Origin of the sequence: Cognatiyoonia sediminum, from assembly GCF_900129845.1 — a bacterium.
Classification (GTDB): domain Bacteria; phylum Pseudomonadota; class Alphaproteobacteria; order Rhodobacterales; family Rhodobacteraceae; genus Cognatiyoonia; species Cognatiyoonia sediminum.
In genome coordinates, this window is record NZ_FQXB01000006.1 from 26,207 (window position 1) to 46,358 (window position 20,152).

The 20,152-nt window shown below is 57.9% G+C and carries 15 protein-coding genes; 14 read left to right on the top strand and 1 reads right to left on the bottom strand.

Translation table 11 applies throughout. The features are described 5' to 3' along the window. The first annotated feature begins 75 nt into the window (after positions 1–75). From BUA85_RS14375 to BUA85_RS14440, 14 genes are all read left to right on the top strand, one after another. The gene (locus tag BUA85_RS14375) at positions 76–2,481 is read left to right on the top strand and encodes a GcvT family protein (RefSeq protein WP_072902293.1); all 2,406 of its coding nucleotides are present in this window, start codon (positions 76–78) and stop codon (positions 2,479–2,481) included. Between the two features lie 4 nt (positions 2,482–2,485). Beyond that, positions 2,486–4,024 (top strand): trimethylamine methyltransferase family protein, encoded by a 1,539-nt coding sequence (locus tag BUA85_RS14380; RefSeq protein ID WP_072902295.1) that lies wholly within the window; start codon positions 2,486–2,488, stop codon positions 4,022–4,024. A 1-nt stretch (position 4,025) separates the two neighbouring features. Then, positions 4,026–4,700, top strand: coding sequence for a TetR/AcrR family transcriptional regulator (locus tag BUA85_RS14385; RefSeq protein WP_072902297.1), 675 nt, complete (start codon positions 4,026–4,028; stop codon positions 4,698–4,700). Beyond that, positions 4,697–5,947: a sarcosine oxidase subunit beta family protein gene (locus tag BUA85_RS14390; RefSeq protein WP_072902300.1), complete on the top strand. Its 1,251-nt coding sequence runs from the start codon at positions 4,697–4,699 to the stop codon at positions 5,945–5,947. The genes BUA85_RS14385 and BUA85_RS14390 overlap by 4 nt, the downstream gene beginning before the upstream one ends. Before the next feature lie 12 nt (positions 5,948–5,959). Beyond that, positions 5,960–6,226, top strand: a complete 267-nt coding sequence (locus BUA85_RS14395) for a sarcosine oxidase subunit delta (protein ID WP_072902302.1) — start codon at positions 5,960–5,962, stop codon at positions 6,224–6,226. After that, positions 6,223–9,015, top strand: a complete 2,793-nt coding sequence (locus tag BUA85_RS14400) for a 2Fe-2S iron-sulfur cluster-binding protein (RefSeq protein ID WP_072902304.1) — start codon at positions 6,223–6,225, stop codon at positions 9,013–9,015. Before BUA85_RS14395 ends, BUA85_RS14400 begins: the two co-directional genes overlap by 4 nt. Further along, positions 9,008–9,520: an aminomethyltransferase family protein gene (locus BUA85_RS14405; RefSeq protein ID WP_072902306.1), complete on the top strand. Its 513-nt coding sequence runs from the start codon at positions 9,008–9,010 to the stop codon at positions 9,518–9,520. The genes BUA85_RS14400 and BUA85_RS14405 overlap by 8 nt, the downstream gene beginning before the upstream one ends. A gap of 19 nt (positions 9,521–9,539) precedes the next feature. Continuing rightward, positions 9,540–10,856, top strand: a complete 1,317-nt coding sequence (locus tag BUA85_RS14410) for an NAD(P)/FAD-dependent oxidoreductase (protein WP_072902308.1) — start codon at positions 9,540–9,542, stop codon at positions 10,854–10,856. A gap of 51 nt (positions 10,857–10,907) precedes the next feature. Further along, the gene (locus BUA85_RS14415; RefSeq protein WP_072902531.1) at positions 10,908–12,683 is read left to right on the top strand and encodes a sensor histidine kinase; all 1,776 of its coding nucleotides are present in this window, start codon (positions 10,908–10,910) and stop codon (positions 12,681–12,683) included. Beyond that, positions 12,680–13,906: a sigma-54-dependent transcriptional regulator gene (locus tag BUA85_RS14420; protein WP_072902310.1), complete on the top strand. Its 1,227-nt coding sequence runs from the start codon at positions 12,680–12,682 to the stop codon at positions 13,904–13,906. The genes BUA85_RS14415 and BUA85_RS14420 overlap by 4 nt, the downstream gene beginning before the upstream one ends. A 210-nt stretch (positions 13,907–14,116) precedes the next feature. Further along, complete coding sequence (locus tag BUA85_RS14425; RefSeq protein WP_072902311.1) at positions 14,117–15,133, top strand: DctP family TRAP transporter solute-binding subunit; 1,017 nt, start codon at positions 14,117–14,119, stop codon at positions 15,131–15,133. A 78-nt stretch (positions 15,134–15,211) separates the two neighbouring features. Beyond that, positions 15,212–15,889 carry a TRAP transporter small permease gene (locus BUA85_RS14430; RefSeq protein ID WP_072902313.1) on the top strand — a complete coding sequence of 226 codons (678 nt, stop codon included), beginning with the start codon at positions 15,212–15,214 and terminating at the stop codon, positions 15,887–15,889. 4 nt (positions 15,890–15,893) lie between these two features. Next, complete coding sequence (locus BUA85_RS14435; protein ID WP_072902315.1) at positions 15,894–17,315, top strand: TRAP transporter large permease; 1,422 nt, start codon at positions 15,894–15,896, stop codon at positions 17,313–17,315. An 86-nt stretch (positions 17,316–17,401) separates the two neighbouring features. After that, entirely contained in the window at positions 17,402–18,916 is a 1,515-nt protein-coding gene (locus BUA85_RS14440) for an FAD-binding domain-containing protein (RefSeq protein ID WP_072902533.1), read from the top strand. Positions 18,917–18,919: 3 nt separating this feature from the next. Here the strand turns inward: BUA85_RS14440 and nqrF are convergent, their stop codons facing one another. Then, positions 18,920–20,143 (bottom strand): NADH:ubiquinone reductase (Na(+)-transporting) subunit F, encoded by a 1,224-nt coding sequence (gene nqrF, locus BUA85_RS14445; RefSeq protein WP_072902317.1) that lies wholly within the window; start codon positions 20,141–20,143, stop codon positions 18,920–18,922. Positions 20,144–20,152 lie beyond the last annotated feature (9 nt).

Here is a 20,152-nt window from a genome sequence, read left to right on the forward strand (position 1 = left end):
GATGCAAGGTTCTGGACAGGAATGTTTAGTGCTGGCTGAGTCGCGCGTCCGACCGCCACGCTTAGGGAGGTCAAAATGAATTCACATTATCGCGTTGTCGTCATTGGGGGCGGAGTTGTTGGAACGTCAGTTCTTTACCACTTAGCGAAAATGGGTTGGTCCGATGTGTGTCTGCTCGAACGCAGCGTCCTGACCGCGGGCTCAAGCTGGCACGCGGCTGGCGGCATCCACGCGCTCAACGCCGATCCGAACATGGCTGCGCTGCAGGCCTACACCATCGACCTCTTAAGCGAAATTGAAGAGGAAAGCGACCAGAACATCGGCCTGCATATGACAGGCGGCCTGACGATGGCAGGCACACCCGACCGATGGGAATGGCTACAATCGGCCTACCGCGTGTTCCAATCCATTGGCATCGAAGATTGCCGCCTCGTGACACCGGAAGAGGCGCAAGAGCTGTGTCCGATTATGTCAAAGGACAACCTGCTTGGCGGCATGTGGGCCGACCGCGAAGGTTACGTCGACACCACCGGCACCGTCCACGCCTACGCGATCGCCGCCAAGAAGCGCGGCGCGAGTTATTTCGAGCACACCAAAGTCGAGGAACTGATCCAGACCGCTGATGGCTGGAAGGTCGTCACCGACAAAGGCACAATCACCTGCGAACACGTCGTCAACGCGGCGGGGCTTTGGGCAAAGCAGGTTGGTCGCATGGCCGGCATCGAACTCCCCGTCAGCCCGCTCAAACACCACTATCTGATCTCCGATACGATCCCTCAGCTGGAAGAGTTGGATTTCGAAGTACCCATGACCGTCGACCTAGAAGGGTTCACCTATCTGCGGCAGGACCAAAAGGGCGTTCTGCTCGGCATCTATGAGGTCGATCATGAACATTGGGCCATGGACGGCGCGCCATGGGATTACGGCATGGAGCTGTTCCAAGAACAGACCGACCGGATAGAGCATGAGTTGATTTGCGGCTTCGAACGCTATCCGGCCCTGCAAGACGTCGGAGTGAAAACATGGGTTAATGGTGCCTTCACCTTCTCACCCGATGGCAACCCGCTGGTCGGACCCGTTCCCGGCAAGCCCGGCTATTGGTGTGCCTGTGCCGTCATGGCTGGCTTCCTTCAGGGCGGGGGTGTTGGTAAATCCTTGGCCGAATGGATGATCCATGGAGAGCCAGAGGCAGATGTCTTCTGCATGGACGTGGCCCGCTACGGCAAGTTCGCCGAAAACCAACGCTACATCCGTGAAACGACAGGCCAATTCTATTCCCGCCGTTTCGTAATGACCTACCCGAACGAACAGCTTCCTGCTGGACGCCCGCTCAAAATGGCACCGGCACATGACGCGATGACGGCGGCTGGCTGCAAATGGGGTAACAGCTGGGATCTTGAAGTGCCGCTCTACTTCGCGCCAGAGGGTTTTGAAGAAACGCCAACGCTGAAACGCTCCAACGCCTTCGACATCGTTGGCGAAGAAAGCAAAGCGATCCGCGAAGGTGTTGGCCTCCTAGATATCACTGGCTTCTCCCGCTACGAAATCGGCGGCCCGAACGCGGAACAATGGCTTGATAAGATCATGGCCTCCAAACTGCCGGGGCCGAACCGCGCCCGCCTTGCGCCGATGCTCTCGCCAGAGGGTCGGTTGAAAGGTGACTTGACCGTTCTGAACTGGGGCGATGGCACGTATTGGATCATGGGCAGCTATTATCTGCGGGCGTGGCACATGCGCTGGTTCAACGATCATCTTGAGGATGGCGTGAGCGTACGCGATCTTGGCGAAGAGATGTGCGGCTTCGGCCTCGCTGGTCCGAAATCCAAAGCGGTCATCGAGAAACTTGCTGAACAGGACATCAGTGATCTGCCCTTTATGGGCTGCCGTGACGTGGACATCGGCCCGCTTCGGGCAAAGGTCGCGCGTATGTCCGTCACCGGCGAACTCGGCTACGAAATCAACGTCCGCTATGGCGACCATATCGCTCTGCGTCGTCTTCTGTTGGAGGCCGGCGCGGATCAAGACATCCGTGAATGCGGGTTTAACGCGATGCTGTCCACGCGGATCGAAAAAACCTTTGGCATCTGGTCGGCAGAGTTCACCCAGCTCTACACAGCCGCCCAAACTGGCATGGACCGCTGGATCGACTGGGACAAAGGCGATTTTGTCGGTCGCGAGGCCGCCCTGAAAGAGAAAGAGGGTAACGGACCATCCCAACTGCTCGTTACACTCCAAATCGAAGACGGTGACAGCGACGCCTCGGGCTATGAACCAATTTGGAACGGCGACGACCGCATCGGTTTTGTGACGTCCGGCGCTTACGGCTACACCGTAGGTGCATCGCTCGCCATGGCCATGGTCGACCGAGAGTTCGCTGCCGAAGGCACGGAACTCGGCGTGCATATCGTTGGCAATTTGCGCAAGGCCAAAGTGATAGCGGCATCACCATATGACCCGAAGGGGCAGGCGATGCGAGGCTGATGCGATGACCGTAGACACCAAACCACGGCGTCGCGGACGGCGCGGGGCCACCGCCGCCCCGCCATCCGCACGCGACACCAACTACCGCCAGCTCAAGAACCCGTTTCCGGCGATGAAAGCTTTCTCAGATGATGAGATCGCCAATATGCACGAAACAGCGTTCCGCATGCTGGAAGAACTGGGGATGAAAGTCCTGTTGCCAGAGGCGCGAGAATATTTCGCCAAAGGCGGGGCCAAGGTCGACGGCGAAATGGTCTATATCGGCCGCGATATGATCGAGGCGGCGCTGGCAAGCGCGCCGAAATCCATCGACTGTGTGGCAGGCGCACGACATAGGGACTTCACCTTAGAGCTGGGCAGCCTGACATTCCAGCCAGGGGCAGGCGCCCCACATGCAACCGACCTCGTTCGCGGACGGCGCCCCGGCACCGCGACCGACTACCGCGAAATGACGCGCCTAACCCAGCACTTTGACGTGTTTCAAATGATCTCGCCCCTGACCGAACCGCAAGACGTCGCAACACACGAACGCCACTACTTCACGACAGAAGCGCAACTCACGCTCACAGACAAATTCCCCTTCCTCTTTTCACGTGGCACACCGCAGGTCATGGACTGCTTCGAGATGCTTCGCGATTTCCGCGGCGCGTCGGATGAGCAGTTCCTTAACACCACCTATTGCTACACGATCATCAACACCAACAGCCCCCGCACACTCGACGTACCAATGGCGCAGGGCCTGATCGACTTTGCGAAATTCGGGCAGGTGTCCATCGTGACCCCCTTCACGCTGATGGGCGCAATGGCCCCAATCACAGTCGCCGGAGCGATCACGCTCAGCCATGCAGAATGCCTCGCCGCGATCACCTTGACCCAACTGGTCAACCCCGGCGCACCCGTCTGCTATGGCACGTTCACTTCCAACGTGGATATGAAATCCGGCGCGCCAGCCTTCGGTACACCCACACATTTCCAAGCCTCGCTTGCCGCGGGCCAACTCGCTCGCCACCTTGGCCTGCCGTGGCGAAGTGCCGCCGGATCAGCGTCGAACCTCAATGACGTTCAAGCGGCCAACGAAAACCAGATGGGCCTTTGGGGTTGCTTAATGGCCGGAGCCACAGTGATCATCCACTCCGCCGGATGGCTCGAAGGCGGGCTGACGGTGTCTTATGAAAAGCTGATCACCGATGTCGAAGTGCTGAACATGATTGCCGAGCTGTGTGCTGGGGCAAAGGCAGGGACCGATGAAATCGGCTTTGCCAATGCCTTGTCAGAGGTGGACCCAAGCGGCCACTTCTTCGCCACCAGCCAGACGATGGAACGCTACAACACCGAATTTTACGAACCCGTCGTGCATGACTATGCCAACTTCGGCACATGGACCGAACGTGGGGCAAAAGATGCCACCACCCGCGCCACGGACGTCTGGCAAACCATCCTCGCAGACGGCACAGGACCGCAACTTGACGATGCTCGAGTCGGAGCCCTGAACGACTTCATCGAGAAACGCAAAGCCGAAGGCGGCGCCCCACCGGAGAGCTGAGATGATCGACCGTAACACCCCCGTGCTCAGCCGCGATGACCCCGATGCGCCGCCGTTGGTTGGCAACATCAAAGTCACGCAGCAAGACTGGCTCAACATCGCCCGCGATGTGCTCGTCCATGACGGCGTCGGAGAATTGAAAATCTTAAGCTTAGCTGAGAAGCTAAGTGTCTCACGATCCAGTTTTTACTGGTATTTTGAAAACCGCTCCGAGCTTTTGGACGCGCTTCTCACCGAATGGGAAACTCGCAACTCCCAATCCATCATCCGCCATTGTGAATTGCCTGCGGACACGATTGTTGACGCCGCCTGTAATTTCTTTCGCTGTTTCGTCGATGAAAGCCTCTTTGACAGCCGCCTCGATTTTGCCGTCCGCGAATGGGCGCGGCGCGATATGTCCGTTAGGGACCGTATCGATCAAGCCGACGCACGTCGCCTCGCCGCGATCACCGCAATGTACGCCCGCCATGGCTTTGCCCCTGATGCGGCAGATGCACGCGCACGGGTTTTGTATTTCATGCAGCTTGGCTATCACGCGTTAGATGTACGCGAAACGATGGAGACACGCATGGCCCGCCTGCCGCAATTCCTCGAATGCTTCACTGGCGTTGTTCCGACCGATGAGGTGATTGTGGAATTCTCCAAGTTCGCCATGGCGCAAGAGGCTGCGGCATGAAGCGCTACTCAGCTTGGCAACTGTTCCGCGAAGGCCTGCGCGGAGGCAAAGGCTGGGGCATGGCGTGGCGCACGCCGAAGCCGAAAAAGCAATATGACGTTGTGATCATTGGGGCAGGGGGGCATGGTCTGTCCACCGCCTACTATCTCGCCAAAAATCATGGCATCACCGACATTGCAGTGATTGAAAAGGGCTGGCTTGGCGGCGGCAACACGGGGCGCAACACAACGGCGATCCGGTCGAATTATTTTTACCCTGAAAGCGCCCAGCTGTATGATCTGTCCGTGCGCCTCTACGAAGGGCTGTCAAAAGATCTGAACTACAACGTCATGTTCTCGCAGCGCGGCATGATGGTGCTCGCTCATTCCGAACCAGAAATGGAAATGGCCGCGCGGCAATACAACGCCATGCGCCTCAACGGGATCGATGCCGAATTTCTGGACGCGAAAGAGGTGCGCAAGCGTGCGCCCATCCTCAACTACCGCGACGATGCCCGCTATCCGATCCACGGCGCCGTCAACCAACCACGGGGTGGGACAGGACGGCACGACGCGGTGGCTTGGGGCTATGCCCGCGCGGCCGATGCGCTGGGCGTCGACATCATCCAGAACTGCGAAGTCACCGATTTCCTGATGGAAGGAGGCCGCTGCGTCGGGGTAAATACCGCATTCGGTGAAATCCGCTCCGGTATGGTCGCGGCCACCGTCGCAGGGCATTCCTCTGTCATTGCAGGCATGGCAGGTTTCAAACTCCCGATCCATTCCTACGCCCTTCAAGCCTTCGTCTCCGAACCCTATAAGCCGGTCCTCGACACGGTCGTCCTCTCCCCCGCGGTCGGCACCTATATCAGCCAATCCGACAAGGGTGGCCTTGTCTTCGGCGGCGCCCTCGACCGCGTGCCGTCCTACGGCCAACGCGGCAACATGCCGGTGCAAGAGGCGGTGATTGGCGGCCTTCTCGAATTCATGCCCGCACTCAGTAAGGTCAAACTACTGCGCCATTGGGGCGGAATCGTTGACGTGACGCCGGACAGCTCCCCGATCATTGGGCCCTCTGGCGTCGATGGCCTTTACCTCAACTGTGGTTGGGGCACCGGCGGGTTCAAAGCCATTCCAGCGGGCGGCTACCTGCTCGCCCACCGCATGGCGACCGGCCAACATCACGAAATCAGTCGCCCGTTCGACCTTGATCGTTTCACAACCGGACGTTTGATCGACGAAAGCGCCGCATCCGGCATCGCGCATTAGGGAGGGGACAAGATGCAAATATTCACCTGTCCGTTCTGTGGCCCTCGTGATGAACGCGAATTTCATTTCATCGCCGAAGCGGGCAAAACCCGCCCCGACACACTGAACCAAATCTCGGACGAAGATTGGGCCGCCTATTTGCATAGTCATCGCAACGAAAAGGGCCATGTGAGAGAGATCTGGATGCACACAACTTGCGGCGAGCTGTTCCTCCTCGAACGCGATAGCGTCACGATGGAAGTGCTGGGCAGCACAGCTTTGCGGGAGGCAGGCCAATGACCACGCGGCGTCTGAATAGCGGAGGCCTGATCGACCGCAGCAAACCCATTTCATTCTGGTTTGACGGCAAAACCTACGAAGGGTTCGAAGGCGATACGCTGGCCTCCGCATTGCTGGCCAATGGCGTCTCCATTGTCGGGCGCAGCTTCAAATACCACCGCCCGCGTGGGGTATGGAGCGCTTGGGTCGATGAACCCAACGCGATCATGAACATCCGACTGAACGGCAAGGAACAACCCAACTGCCTTGCCACGACGACCTATATCGAAGAGGGCATGGCCGCCCGCAGCGTCAACGCCTTCCCAACGGCGAAATATGACATCAAAGGTGGCCTCGATCTGTTCCACCGCTTCCTTGGCGCGGGCTTCTACTACAAAACCTTCATCTGGCCGGACTGGCACCTTTTCGAACCCGCGATCCGCAAAATGGCGGGACTGGGCGCTGTGGATCGAGAGGTCTTGGAAGATTTCCAATCTGCACAAAACCACGCGAAATGCGATGTTCTTGTTGTCGGCGGCGGCGCGGCCGGTCTGACCGCCGCACGTGCAGCGGCTGAGGCTGGCAAAGACGTAGTGCTTGTCGATGATCAGCGCGTCTTGGGCGGCAGCCTCTACCGCTGCGGCGCGACTGCCGATATAGACCCAGATGAGTGGGTCGCTGCCCAAAAGACCGCCATCGAAAACGCAGGCGGTCGCATCCTGACCCACACCACAGCCTACGGCGTTTACGATCACGGCCTCGTCGCATTGGTTCAGTCGCAAGGCTTCGGACGCGCGCCCGCACTTTGGCGAATGAGGGCAGGGCAGGTAATCATGGCGACCGGAGCCTTGGACCGCCCGATAACCTTCGCCAAAAATGACCTCCCCGGTACAATGTCCCTGAATGCTGCAGGTGAATATCTAGCCCGCTACGGCGTTATGGCTGCCAATAAACCGCTCGTGATGCGCAACAACAGCCACGCCAGCGCGACCATCGAAAACCTTCGCGCGGCGGGTTCTAAGGTGGAAGAAATCGACCACGTCGACGGCATCACGAACCAAGGACGCAAACACACCACTGGCCTGCGCATCGGCAAAGACCAGATCGACGCTGACGGCGTGCTTGTGTCAGGCGGTCTGACGCCCCTTGTCCACTTGTGGCGGCACGCGGGTGGCAAACTGGACTGGTGCGAAACGCGCCAAGCGTTCGTGCCGAAACCTGCAACCGACGCCATGATTGCCATCGGCGCCGCCAACGGCACCTATGACCTCGCCCAAGCCATCGAAGAGGCAGAGGCCGCAGGCAAAGGCACCCCCATCGACCGACCCTCGACCACTTACACGACCACCCTAATCGACACCAAACCCCATTCCAAAGGTCGCCAATGGATCGATTTCCAACATGATGTGACCCTGAAAGACATCGAAGTCGCCGCGCGGGAAAACTACGTCTCCGTCGAACACCTTAAGCGCTACACAACGCTGGGCATGGCCTTCGACCAAGGTAAGACGTCGAATATGGCGGGCCTCACCGCGATGGCTGCTCTTCGCGGCAAGCCCATACCACAAGTTGGCACCACAACCTTCCGTCCGCCGTTCGTGCCAGTGCCACTTGAGATTTACCACGGCGCCAAAACCAAACAGCTTTGGAGCCCGGTCAAACGTCTGCCTCTCGAAGACAAACACCGTGACCTCGATGCCGCGTTCTGCGAATACGGTGGCTGGCTGCGCCCCGGATGGTATGGCAGTGGCGACCGCGACGCCACGATCCAGAAGGAAGCCAAAGCTGCTCGCGACACCGCCGGCATTTTTGACGGCTCCACCCTTGGCAAGATCGAAGTCATGGGCCCCGATGCCGAAGCTTTCCTAAATTTCGTTTACTACAACACGATTAAATCGCTGAAACCCGGTGGCATCCGCTACGGTTTCATGCTGACCGAAGGCGGAATCGTCTACGACGACGGGGTCGTCACTCGCGTGGACCAAAACCGCTTTATCGTCTCCTGTTCCTCCAGCCATGTCGACGGAGTGCGCACGCATCTTGAGGCTTGGCGGCAGGACGGCAATGATCCCGACCGCATCTTCGTACACGATCAAACCACCGCTTGGGCCACCGTCACGGTAACGGGTCCCAAAGCCCGCGATGTACTCAGCAGCCTCGATACCACAATCGACCTTGCGCCAGATGCTTTCCCTCATATGACCTTCCGTGAAGGCACAATGGGCGCAATCCCACTCCGCATCGCCCGCGTCAGCTTCTCCGGCGATCTCAGCTATGAAGTCTCCGTGCCCACTGGCCACGCCGAAACACTCTGGAACGCCATCACCGCCGCAGGGAAAGAGCAGGGCGTCAGCCCCATTGGCCTCGAAGCCATGTCGATCCTGAGGGCCGAAAAGGGCTTCATCATCATCGGCAAAGACACCGACGGCGAAACGATGCCGCACGATCTAGGCTTCACCATTCCGCGCGCCAAAAAGAAAGCGGCCTTCATTGGTGACCGCAGCTTGCACACCGAAAAAGCCAACGCGGACGACCGCAAAGTGTTGGTTGGCCTTAGTGTCCCAGACGGCGAACCACCGCTCGCCACCGGCGCTCATGCCTTCACAGAAACTCCAACGCGCCGCTCGCTTGGCTATGTGACATCTAGCTACCAAAGCCCCAACGTCGGCCCCATTGCGCTTGCCATCATCGAAGCGCCGCACGCCAAGGTCGGCGACACTATCAAGATTTGGCACAAAGAAGAGGTTCGGGAGGTAACGATCTGCGACCCTTGCCGGTTTGATTCAGAGGGGGGACGGCTCCATGCGTGATGACAGCCATAAATGGGACCGTCTGACCAAAGACGACGTGATAGAACTGCCCAACGGCGCGCGCCTATCCCACGTCAAAAACCTGACACTGACGATGATTTCAGGCCCCAACGTCCTGAAACAAATCGATGCGCCGCAAGTCGGCTGGCCCGACGTGATCGATACAGATCGCTATGCGGTCGTCATGCGCCGCGACCGTGTTTTGCTCGTCGGTGACACCGACCTGACCGAAGGGTGGGACGACACCAAAAGCCTCGCCATTTCCGATATGACCCACGGCTACGACGTTTTCGACCTGAGCGGCCCACATGCCCTGTCGATGCTGCAACAAGGTACCGAAATCCACCTAGATGAGCCGTCGCGCAGCGCTGTGCGCCTCGCCTTCGGTTTGGGCCTTCACATTTATCGCTATGGAGCCGAAGATACCTTTCGAGTGCACGTGCTGACCCATCAGAGGGAAGCCTTGATTGGATACTTGAAAGCTGTGTTAAATTCTCAGCTTTAGCGAAAAGGACTGCCCTTAAATGGTCGACTGGACCGGCGAAGCGGAGATTGGCCACCCTTATTGGTGGGACGCGGTCACACCCCGCGTAACCGAAGGTGAGTTGCCCGAAACATGCGACTTGCTTGTCATCGGGGCGGGCTACACCGGCCTCTCTGCTGCCATAGCAGGGCATGACGCTGGCGCTAAGGTTTGCGTCATCGATGCAGACATCCCCGGCATCGGAGCCTCATCCCGCAACGGCGGCATGGTCGGCGCCCCGCCGCGGTTTTCGTGGGACATCCTCAAAACCCGATTTGGAGAAGACGTCGCTGAGCAGATCTTCGAAGAGGCCTCTAGCTCCTTCGAATGGTTGCAAGACCTGCTCACCCGCGAAAACATCGAGTGCGATTTCCAGAAAACCGGTCGCATCCAAATGGCATGGACAAAAGCGCAGTTTGAGAACCAACGGCGGTTGTTCAACACGCTCAAAGCCAAATCGAGGATCAAGGTCGACCTTGTCGAGCGCGAAAACCTCAAAACCGAAGTCGGCACCGACCGCTACTTCGGCGGCATGGTCTACACTGATCACGCGGGCCTGCACCCCGCAAAGTACCATGCCGGTCTGCTAGCTGCCGTCGAACGGCGCAACATTCCAGTGGTGTCCCATTGCCCCGCCCATAGCTGGGCGCGCGAAGGCAGCAGATTCACTGTCAGCACGCCTAAAGGCAACATCCAAGCCGACAAGGTCGTCCTGGCCACCAACGGCTACACCCCCGAGACGTTCAAATGGCACAAACGCCGAGTCTTCCCTCTGCCGAGCTACATCATCGCAACAGAGGAACTGTCGCCTAACCTGATCGGCGAACTGGCCCCAGGGCGGCGGATGATGGTCGAGACCCGCGCGCGCCATTCCTACTACCGCATCTCACCGGACGGCAAACGTCTGCTCTGGGGCGGGCGGGCCGCGATGGTGCCTTATCGCCTCGACAATGCAGCCGCACGTCTCAAGTCCACGATGGTGGAGATTTGGCCGCAACTCGCAAATGCGCGCCTTAGCCATGTTTGGACCGGCAACACCGGCTACAGCTTCAACCACATGCCCCATGTCGGCGAGCGAGATGGTATCCACTATGCGATGGGCTACTCTGGTTCCGGTACGGTTATGGCCCCTTATCTTGGCGCAAAAGCAGCCTATCAAACATTAGGGGACGCACGCGGTGAAACGGCCTATTCCTCCACCACGCTGAAAACAAACCCGATCCACCCCTTTGCCAAACCGCATTTCCTGCACGCCGCCGATTTTTGGTATCACAACTGGGTCGATAGATGGGAAACCCGCAAGGGACGTTGGCCGTAGCCTCCATTCCCGCTAGGATGGATGCCACTTCGCCAAGGGCTTGCACGAATCATGGAACTCAGTCGCAACAGACCAGCGCTTTGGATCGCAGGCTTTCTGATCTTTGTGATCGGCTTCTCTGCCGGCGTTTGGAGATTTGCCTATGGAGCCGCCCTAGATCAGCTGGCCCGAAGGGGGCAAGCCGACGTGGCTTTGGCCGCAGATGGCCTCGTTGGTCACTTAGAAAGGTACCGCGAACTTGCCGTACTTCTGGCCGATCATCCAACACTGCGCCCCGTCGTAGAACGAGCTGAGCCATCAGAAGACGCTGCAAGCCTATTACTGGACGTCGCGGATAAAACCGGTTCCCTCGACATCATGGTCATCGACCAAACGGGGGCCGAGGTCGTCAACGCACGCGATACCGACCCACAAGTTCACGCAAGCCGCCCCTATTTTGAACGGGCCATGGACGGCGCGTTGGGAACCTATCACCTCTTTTCTGACCGCTATGGAAAACGCGCCTTCTACTTCGCAGCTCCTGTCTTTTCCGACGAAGGCCCACCCATCGGCTCCATCCTCGTCGCTGCAAATGTCGAAGCGGTCGAAGCCGCATGGCGCGGCGACCGGCCGTCGCTGTTCTTTGGCGATGACCTTGGCGTGATCTTCCTCTCCAACCGCTCCGAACTCATCTTCAGCAGCCGCGGCGCGGGCGAAACCTTCCAAAGCCGAGAGGCGGAGTATCCCCCCACTTTGGTCAGTTCCTTCATCGACGTACAATCGGCAGAGGTCGCAGGCCACGAAATTTGGCGTGTCGATGGCGGGCCATACCTGCCGGAACGCGCCTTACATATCGAACTTCCTGTGCCCGTGATCGGGATGCGCGGCGAGGTCTTGATCGATGTCGCGCCAGCGAACCAACTGGCTTTGCTACAGGCCTCCGTCGCCGCGGCACTCTGCCTTGCCTTTGGCGCGTTACTTTATCTTGCCACAGAACGCCGCCGCACGCTCGCCATTGCGAATGCCAAGCTCGAAACACGCGTGGCCAACAGAACCGCCGATCTGGAACGCGTGAACAACGACCTTCGCGCAGAAATCACCACCCGTCGCGAGGCCGAGGCTCAGCTGAAACAAGCGCAAGCCGATTTGGTGCAGGCCGGAAAACTGAGCGCTTTGGGTCAAATGTCCGCCGGCATCAGCCACGAGTTGAACCAACCGCTTATGGCGATCCGATCTTTTGCCGACAATGCTCAGGTCTTTTTGCACAAAGACAAACCAGACATTGCCGAGGAAAACCTAGGCCGGATTTCCGATCTCGCCCGCCGTATGGGGCGCATCATCAAAAACCTGCGCGCATTCGCGAAACAGGAAAGCGCGCCGCTGGTGGACGTCGATATTGTCGCAGTGATCGACGCGGTGACAGAGATTTCGGCGACCAAGGCCCGCGATGCCGAAACCCAGATAAAATGGGATCGCCCGGAAGAACCGATTTGGGTCCGCGGCGGCGATGTGCGCTTACAGCAGGTGCTTTTGAACCTGGTCTCAAACGCGATTGACGCCATGGAAGGGCACGATGAACGCACCGTCGAGATTTCGGTCGACGTGGCTAATCGCGTGACGGTCTCCGTCCGCGACACCGGCCCCGGCATTGAACAACCAGAGAAAATCTTCGATCCCTTCTATTCGACGAAATCCGTCGGCGCGGCCGAAGGGATGGGCCTTGGGCTTTCGATCTCATACGGTCTTGTTCAGAGCTTCGGAGGTGATATCCGAGGCCGCAACCATGAAGAGGGAGGGGCCGTGTTCACCGTGGAACTCGACGCTGCAAGACAGGCAGACGCCGCATGATCAACCGTGTCCTTTTGATCGATGACGACAAGGAAGTGCGCGATGCGCTCAGCCAATCCATGTCACTTGCCGACTTGGAGCCACAGGTCTGCGGCTCGTTTATCGAGGCCAAAGATCACCTAACAGCCGACTTTCAGGGTGTCGTCGTCTCCGACATCCGCATGCCGGGCCGCGATGGGTTTCACCTACTGAACTACGCGAAATCGGTCGACGCCGATCTGCCTGTGATCCTTCTGACAGGGGAAGCCGACATCCCCATGGCGGTGCAGGGGATGAGCGAAGGGGCGTTTGCGTTCTTGGAAAAACCCTGTGCGCCCGCTGACCTCATCCAAAAGGTTGAAACAGCGCTCACCCAACGTCGCATCGCTCTTGATGCTCGACAACAGCGGCATATCCTCGACAGTGGCGATGCTGCGGCGCGTATGTTGATCGGTACGTCGGTCCAATCTGAATCTCTCAGGGAGCGCGTCCGCGCCGTCGCCAAAACATCGGCGGAGGTTCTCGTAAATGGCGCACCCGGTAGTGGCACACCGAAGGTGGCAGAGGTCATACATCTCTTATCACCCGTCGCACGCCACCCGTTTGTCAAACGCACCGGCGGGGCTCTTGATCTGGAGGGGCTGCGCGATGCCGTTGACCAAGCCGGAAAAGGATCGCTTTTCATTGACGAAGTTGGCGCGCTGCCCATGCCAGTGCAATTCGCGCTGCTCGACGCTTTAGAAAGCGGTTTGGACATTCGCCTGATCGCAGGCACGACGAAGAACCTCAAAAGCCACATTGAGGATGGGTCTTTCTCAGCGGAGCTTTTCTACCGCCTCGATCTGATGAACGTCTATATCCCGTCGCTCAAGGAACGCCCCGAAGACATTCCCGTCATGTTCCACCACTACGTGGCACAGGCCTGCGAACAAGCCGCGTTGCCCCAGCCAGAGATAAAACCCGAAACCTTGGCGAACATCATGGCGCAAGACTGGCCCGGAAATGCACGATCTTTGATGTCGGCAGCCATGCGATTCTCGCTCGGTATCGAAGACACGGTCGCGACCGAAGAATTGGGGTTGGCAGAGCAGATGTCAGCCGTTGAAAGGTCTCTTCTGATCGCCGCTCTGCGGAAACATGATGGTCATGCGACGGCGACGGCGACGGCTCTCAAGCTCCCCCGAAAGACGTTCTATGACAAACTGGCGCGGCACGGGCTCAGAGCGGAAGACTACCGGCCATAGATTGTGCGGATTTCCGCACGGTTTGCGCTAACACTTGTGTAGAAACCCACACACTCCTGTTTGGTGTGGTGATTGATTCATCCTAACTTGCTGAAATCAAGCAATAAAAATCTTACCAAGCTAATTCGCAAATTGTCCTTGCCGCACTCAATCATTGCGCCAGTATTCTCTAGCGGAGGCAAAACGCCTCCAAAGATTTGGGAGGATACCATGAAATTCTTTAAACTGACCGCATCCGCTGCGGTCTTGGCAATGGCTGCACCTATGGCAATGGCAGACGGCCACGGGGCTGGCTGCGACGACGGCGAGATCGTTGTAAAGTTTAGCCACGTAACCAACACAGACCGCCACCCAAAGGGGATTGCGGCGTCTTTGCTTGCTGAGCGTGTGAACACTGAGATGGACGGCACCATGTGTATGGAAGTCTTCCCATCCAGCCAGCTTTACAATGACGACCAAGTTCTCGAAGCGATGCTCCAAGGCGACGTTCAGCTTGCGGCACCGTCCCTGTCCAAATTCGAAGCCTTCACCAAGCAATTCCGCATATTTGACTTGCCATTCATGTTCGCAAACATCGATGCTGTGGACGCATTCCAAGCATCCGAAACTGGTCAGGCGATGAAAGACTCCATGCAGCGCCGCGGCCTGCAAGGTTTGGCTTTCTGGCACAACGGTATGAAGCAGTTCTCTGCAAACGTACCACTTGTTGACCCATCCGACGCCGACGGCCTGAAATTCCGCGTTCAGAACTCTGACGTTCTTGTGGCACAGATGTCCGCGCTTGGTGCGTCCCCACAGCCAATGGCCTTTTCTGAGGTTTACGGCGCGCTGCAAACTGGCGTTGTAGACGGACAAGAGAACACGTGGTCCAACATCTTCGGTCAGAAGTTCTTTGAAGTTCAGGACGGTGTCACCGAAACCAACCACGGTATCATCGACTACCTCGTTGTGACCTCAACCGACTTCCTTGACGGTCTTGACCCAGAGGTGCGTGAGCAGTTCCTCACGATCCTTGATGAAGTGACCGCAACGCGGAACGGCGAAGCCTTCGCAGTGAACGAAGAAGCCAAACAAGCCATCATCGACGCCGGTGGCGAAGTGCGCCAGCTGACCGCTGAACAGCGTGCGGCATGGGTCGACGCGATGAAACCAGTTTGGGATCAGTTCGTCGGCGACGTTGGTCAAGAGAACATTGATGCTGCACAGGCCATCAACGCTTCAATGTAAGGCCACAGCCTAAGTCATCACTTAAGAAAAGGGCCGCTTCGCGCGGCCCTTTCATCAAAGCAGCGGAGGGGTCCTGCGATGCAACGCTTGGGGCGTGCCATCAACACATTCGAAGAGACAGCCATTGCCGTCATTCTCGGCCTTATGACTGTCATCACCTTCATCAACGTCGTTTTGCGATATGGGTTCGGATCATCCCTCTTATGGGGTCTTGAGGTCGTTACCATCCTGTTCGCTTGGCTCGTGCTCTTTGGCATAAGCTACGGCGTCAAAGTCACAGCTCACCTTGGCGTAGACGCCGTGACCAACATCGTATCCCAACCTGTCAAAAAGATCATGCTCTACCTCTCTTGCATAGCCTGTTTGGCCTATGCCTTGCTGCTCATGAAGGGGTCTTGGGATTACTACGCGAATTTCGCCAATATGCCGCAGACGACGGGCCGCTGGTTCCCCACAGGCCTTCAAGAGATGCGGATACAAGACTTCCGAGGCTACAAACCAACGGTTCAAGTTCCTATTCCTGAATGGACCCGTGGCACCTTAGAAAGCTGGCTGTTGATCGAAGGCGATGATCCCTTTGAAAAGCTGCCTGTCGCGATCCCTTATATGATCGTTCCCATCGGCGCCGCACTGCTCCTGTTCCGCTTCATGCAAGCCACGATCCGCGTGATCAAAGGCGAGCAGGACAGCCTGATCGTCAGCCATGAGGCCGAAGAGGCCATCGACGAACTCGAAGCTCAAAGACAAGGCAACTAAGACCATGGAAGTCATACTCCTATTTACCATGATCATTGGCTTGTTGCTGATCGGCGTGCCTATCGCCGTGTCCCTAGGCCTCAGCTCGATCATCTTCCTGCTTGTGTTCTCTGACACGTCGCTCGCCTCAATCGCGCAGAGCTTTTATCAAGCCATGGCAGGCCACTACACATTGCTCGCGATCCCGTTTTTCATCCTCGCTTCGACCTTCATGTCGACCGGCGGCGTGGCCAAACGGATCATCCGGTTCTCCATCGCTTGCGTTGGCCATCTCCAAGGCGGGCTCGCCATCGCAGGTGTTCTCGCTTGTATGATGTTCGCCGCCTTGTCTGGGTCTTCCCCAGCCACCGTTGTCGCTATCGGTACCATCGTGATCGCAGCGATGAAGCAGGTCGGCTACACCAAAGAATTTGCGGCTGGCGTGATCTGTAACGCCGGTACGCTGGGCATCCTGATCCCACCGTCCATCGTGATGGTCGTTTACGCCAGCGCCACCGACGTTTCTGTCGGCCGGATGTTCCTCGCCGGCGTGATCCCCGGCATCCTCGCCGGTGTCATGTTGATGGTCACGATCTACATCTTGGCCCGCATTCGCAACATGCCCAAAGGCGAATGGAAAGGCTGGGGAGAGATCTTTGACAGCCTGCGCGACGCCTTCTGGGGCCTTCTTCTGATCGGGATCATCATGGGCGGCATCTACGGTCATCCGTGGTACACACCGTCGCTCGGAATGTACTGGCGGCCCGGGGCCTTCACCCCAACCGAAGCTGCCGCAGTCGCCGCGATCTACGCCTTCTTTGTCGCAACATTCATCTACCGCGACATGGGGCCACTCGCCCCGGCAGAGGAGGGCGGGCGCCCACGGTCTCTCTTCACTGCCCCGTGGGCCCTGATCACCGCACCGTTCCACAAAGACACGCGCACCGCGCTGTTCGAAGGCGGCAAACTGACCATTACCCTGATGTTCATCATCGCCAACGCGCTGATCCTCAAGCACGTGTTGACCGACGAACAAGTGCCACAACACATCGCAGAGGCGATGCTGGCTGCGGGTCTTGGCCCAATCACCTTCCTGATTGTGGTCAACGTGATCCTTCTGATCGGCGGTCAGTTCATGGAACCATCGGGCCTTTTGGTCATCGTGGCGCCACTCGTCTTCCCAATCGCCATTGAGCTTGGCATCGACCCGATTCACCTCGGCATCATCATGGTCGTAAACATGGAAATCGGGATGATCACACCGCCCGTGGGTCTCAACCTCTTCGTCACCTCTGGCGTGGCAGGAATGCCCATGATGGCCGTGGTCCGCGCAGCGGCGCCATTCTTGGCTGTGCTCTTCGTCTTCCTGATCTTGGTGACCTACATACCCGCCATCTCGATCTGGCTGCCGACCCTGATGATGGGGCCAGAGATCATCGTCAGATAGATTTGGGCTAGCGGTTGCGCTGGCCCAATCCACATTGCTCTGTATCCCCTTTGGCCTAGATGTTGGGTCAGCCGAAGGGGACGTCGATGCAAATCGTTTGGTTCAAACGAGACCTCAGAATTCAGGATAACCGCGCCCTCGCGTGCGCCGCCCAACGCGGGCCGGTCCTGCCGCTTTACGTGGTGGAACCAGAGCTTTGGGCCCAACCCGATATGTCAGCCCGCCAATGGGCCTTCATTGCAGAAAGCCTGACAGAACTGGCCGACGATCTAGCCCAACTTGGCCAACCATTGATCATCCATACTGGCGATGTGTGCGACGTGCTGGCGGAACTGGCCCGCACCTTCGGCATCACCTATCTTTGGTCACACGAAGAAACTGGCAACGACTGGACCTTCCAGCGCGATAAACGCGTAGCACAATGGTGCCGCGCGAACGGTATCCAATGGCATGAGGTGCAAAACCACGGCGTGCAGCGCAAACTGGCCAGCCGCAACGGCTGGGCCGATGGGTGGGATCGTTTCATGGCGGAACCTGTGGAGACCGTCGCAGCCATCAAACCAGTCACTAATGATCCGGCGGTCATCCCCAGCCTGCCGCTTCCGCCTGATCAATGCCCCCACCGCCAGCTAGGTGGTCGGTCCAATGGCCTCGAACGCCTGGAAAGCTTTCTGACCCAAAGAGGCGAACACTATCGCAGCGAGATGTCGTCGCCGTTGGAAGGCGCTACATCCTGCTCGCGCCTCTCGCCACACCTTGCTTGGGGTACACTCTCGATGCGCGAAGTTACGCAAACCACATGGCAACGACAACGCGACCTTATAGCTTCGCCCACACCTACGGGCGGTTGGCGCAAATCCATGACCTCGTTCAATGGTCGCCTCCACTGGCACTGCCATTTCATCCAAAAGCTGGAAGATGATCCAAAGATCGAGTTTGAAAACTTCCATCCTGCTTACAACGGCATTCGCCCGTCAGAGCCTGATCAAACCCGCCTGACCGCGTGGGAAAACGGTGAAACCGGCCTTCCGTTTCTCGACGCTTGTATGCGCTGCCTGCGCGCCACCGGCTGGCTGAACTTCCGAATGCGCGCGATGGTCATGGCGACAGCCAGCTATCACCTCTGGCTCCATTGGCGCGATCCGGGGCTGGCGCTGGCGCGGATGTTCACCGACTACGAACCCGGCATCCATTGGAGCCAGGTGCAAATGCAATCGGGCACCACAGGCATCAACACAGTCCGCATCTACAACCCAGTGAAGCAAGGTTACGATCAAGATCCAACTGGAGCTTTCACCCGCCGCTGGGTGCCGGAGCTTGCGCATCTGGACGACAAGATCTTACAGGAACCGTGGCTGTCTGACGATGCAGGGCACATCCTTGGCTGCAGTTACCCCGAACCGATCATCGATCACAAAGCCGCTGCCAAAGCCGCCCGAGAAAAGATCTGGGCCGTGCGCAAAGGCGACGGCTTTCGCGCCGAAGCGGATCACATCCAAAACAAACACGGCAGCCGCAAAAGCGGCGTCCGCCATCGCGGCCAACGCCCAAAGAAAAAGAGCGCCACAAAGGGCGCTCAATTATCGTTTGGATTTGATTAGGGTTTAACCCCCAAAATCGTCCAACATGATGTCCTCGCGGTCTACACCCAGCTCGACCAACATGTTGATACAGGACGAGTTCATGATGGGCGGCCCACACATATAGAATTCGCAATCCTCAGGGGCTGGATGATCCTTGAGGTATTCGTCGTGCAACACGTTATGGATGAAGCCAGTGTAGCCGTCCCAATCATCTTCCGGCATCGCGTCAGACAGGGCGACATGCCATGTAAAGTTCGGGAACTCCGCTGCCAACTCGTCGAAATCTTCGACAAAGAACATCTCTTTCTTCGACCGCGCACCATACCAGAACGTGATCTTCCGATCGCGGTTTTTCAGGCGCTTCAACTGATCAAAGATGTGGCTGCGCATCGGGGCCATGCCTGCGCCACCACCGATGAATACCATTTCTTTCTGCGTATCACGGGCGAAAAACTCGCCAAACGGACCAGAGATCGTGACCTTATCACCGGGCTTGAGGTTGAAGATGTAGGAGGACATCTGCCCAGCCGGAATGCCAGTTGATCCCGGAGGAGGCGAGGCCACGCGTACATTCAACATGATCAACCCCTTTTCATCGGGGTAGTTCGCCATGGAATAAGCGCGCTCAATCGGCTCTGGCACCGTGGAGTCATACTGCCACAAGTTAAACCTGTCCCAGTCCTCTCGGTATTCTTCCTGAACATCAAAATCGGTGTACTTGAGCGAATGCGCAGGCGCTTCAATCTGGATATAACCACCGGCGCGGAAGTTCACGTCTTCGCCTTCTGGCAACTCGAGAACCAAGTTTTTGATGAAGGTCGCCACGTTTTCGTTGGAACGCACGGTGCATTCCCACTTCTTCACGCCGAACACCTCTTCGGGCACTTCGACTTCCATGTCCTGCTTTACGGCGACCTGACACGACAAGCGGTCCCCACCGGCAGCATCGCGTTTGGTGATATGGCCTTCTTCCGTCGGCAAGATCGACCCACCGCCAGAATGGATTTTCACACGGCACTGCGCACAGGTTCCACCACCACCACAGGCTGACGGTACGAACAGCTTCTGTTCCGCCAATGTTTGCAACAGCTTGCCACCCGCGGGCACCGAGATGGTTTTCTCACCATTGATCGTGATGTTCACGTTGCCCGATGACACCAACCGCGACCGCGCGGCGAGGATGATCGTCACCAAAGCCAGAACGATCAATGTGAAGAGAATGATGCCTAACCCAAAGGTTTCCATATCAAGTGC

What these genes read in the sequence shown, in the direction of transcription:
- BUA85_RS14375 (WP_072902293.1), top strand. Translation starts at nt 76, where the DNA reads ATGAATTCACATTATCGCGTTGTCGTCATTGGGGGCGGAGTTGTTGGA.
- BUA85_RS14380 (WP_072902295.1), top strand. Translation starts at nt 2,486, where the DNA reads ATGACCGTAGACACCAAACCACGGCGTCGCGGACGGCGCGGGGCCACC.
- BUA85_RS14385 (WP_072902297.1), top strand. Translation starts at nt 4,026, where the DNA reads ATGATCGACCGTAACACCCCCGTGCTCAGCCGCGATGACCCCGATGCG.
- BUA85_RS14390 (WP_072902300.1), top strand. Translation starts at nt 4,697, where the DNA reads ATGAAGCGCTACTCAGCTTGGCAACTGTTCCGCGAAGGCCTGCGCGGA.
- BUA85_RS14395 (WP_072902302.1), top strand. Translation starts at nt 5,960, where the DNA reads ATGCAAATATTCACCTGTCCGTTCTGTGGCCCTCGTGATGAACGCGAA.
- BUA85_RS14400 (WP_072902304.1), top strand. Translation starts at nt 6,223, where the DNA reads ATGACCACGCGGCGTCTGAATAGCGGAGGCCTGATCGACCGCAGCAAA.
- BUA85_RS14405 (WP_072902306.1), top strand. Translation starts at nt 9,008, where the DNA reads ATGCGTGATGACAGCCATAAATGGGACCGTCTGACCAAAGACGACGTG.
- BUA85_RS14410 (WP_072902308.1), top strand. Translation starts at nt 9,540, where the DNA reads ATGGTCGACTGGACCGGCGAAGCGGAGATTGGCCACCCTTATTGGTGG.
- BUA85_RS14415 (WP_072902531.1), top strand. Translation starts at nt 10,908, where the DNA reads ATGGAACTCAGTCGCAACAGACCAGCGCTTTGGATCGCAGGCTTTCTG.
- BUA85_RS14420 (WP_072902310.1), top strand. Translation starts at nt 12,680, where the DNA reads ATGATCAACCGTGTCCTTTTGATCGATGACGACAAGGAAGTGCGCGAT.
- BUA85_RS14425 (WP_072902311.1), top strand. Translation starts at nt 14,117, where the DNA reads ATGAAATTCTTTAAACTGACCGCATCCGCTGCGGTCTTGGCAATGGCT.
- BUA85_RS14430 (WP_072902313.1), top strand. Translation starts at nt 15,212, where the DNA reads ATGCAACGCTTGGGGCGTGCCATCAACACATTCGAAGAGACAGCCATT.
- BUA85_RS14435 (WP_072902315.1), top strand. Translation starts at nt 15,894, where the DNA reads ATGGAAGTCATACTCCTATTTACCATGATCATTGGCTTGTTGCTGATC.
- BUA85_RS14440 (WP_072902533.1), top strand. Translation starts at nt 17,402, where the DNA reads ATGCAAATCGTTTGGTTCAAACGAGACCTCAGAATTCAGGATAACCGC.
- nqrF (WP_072902317.1), bottom strand. Translation starts at nt 20,143, where the DNA reads ATGGAAACCTTTGGGTTAGGCATCATTCTCTTCACATTGATCGTTCTG.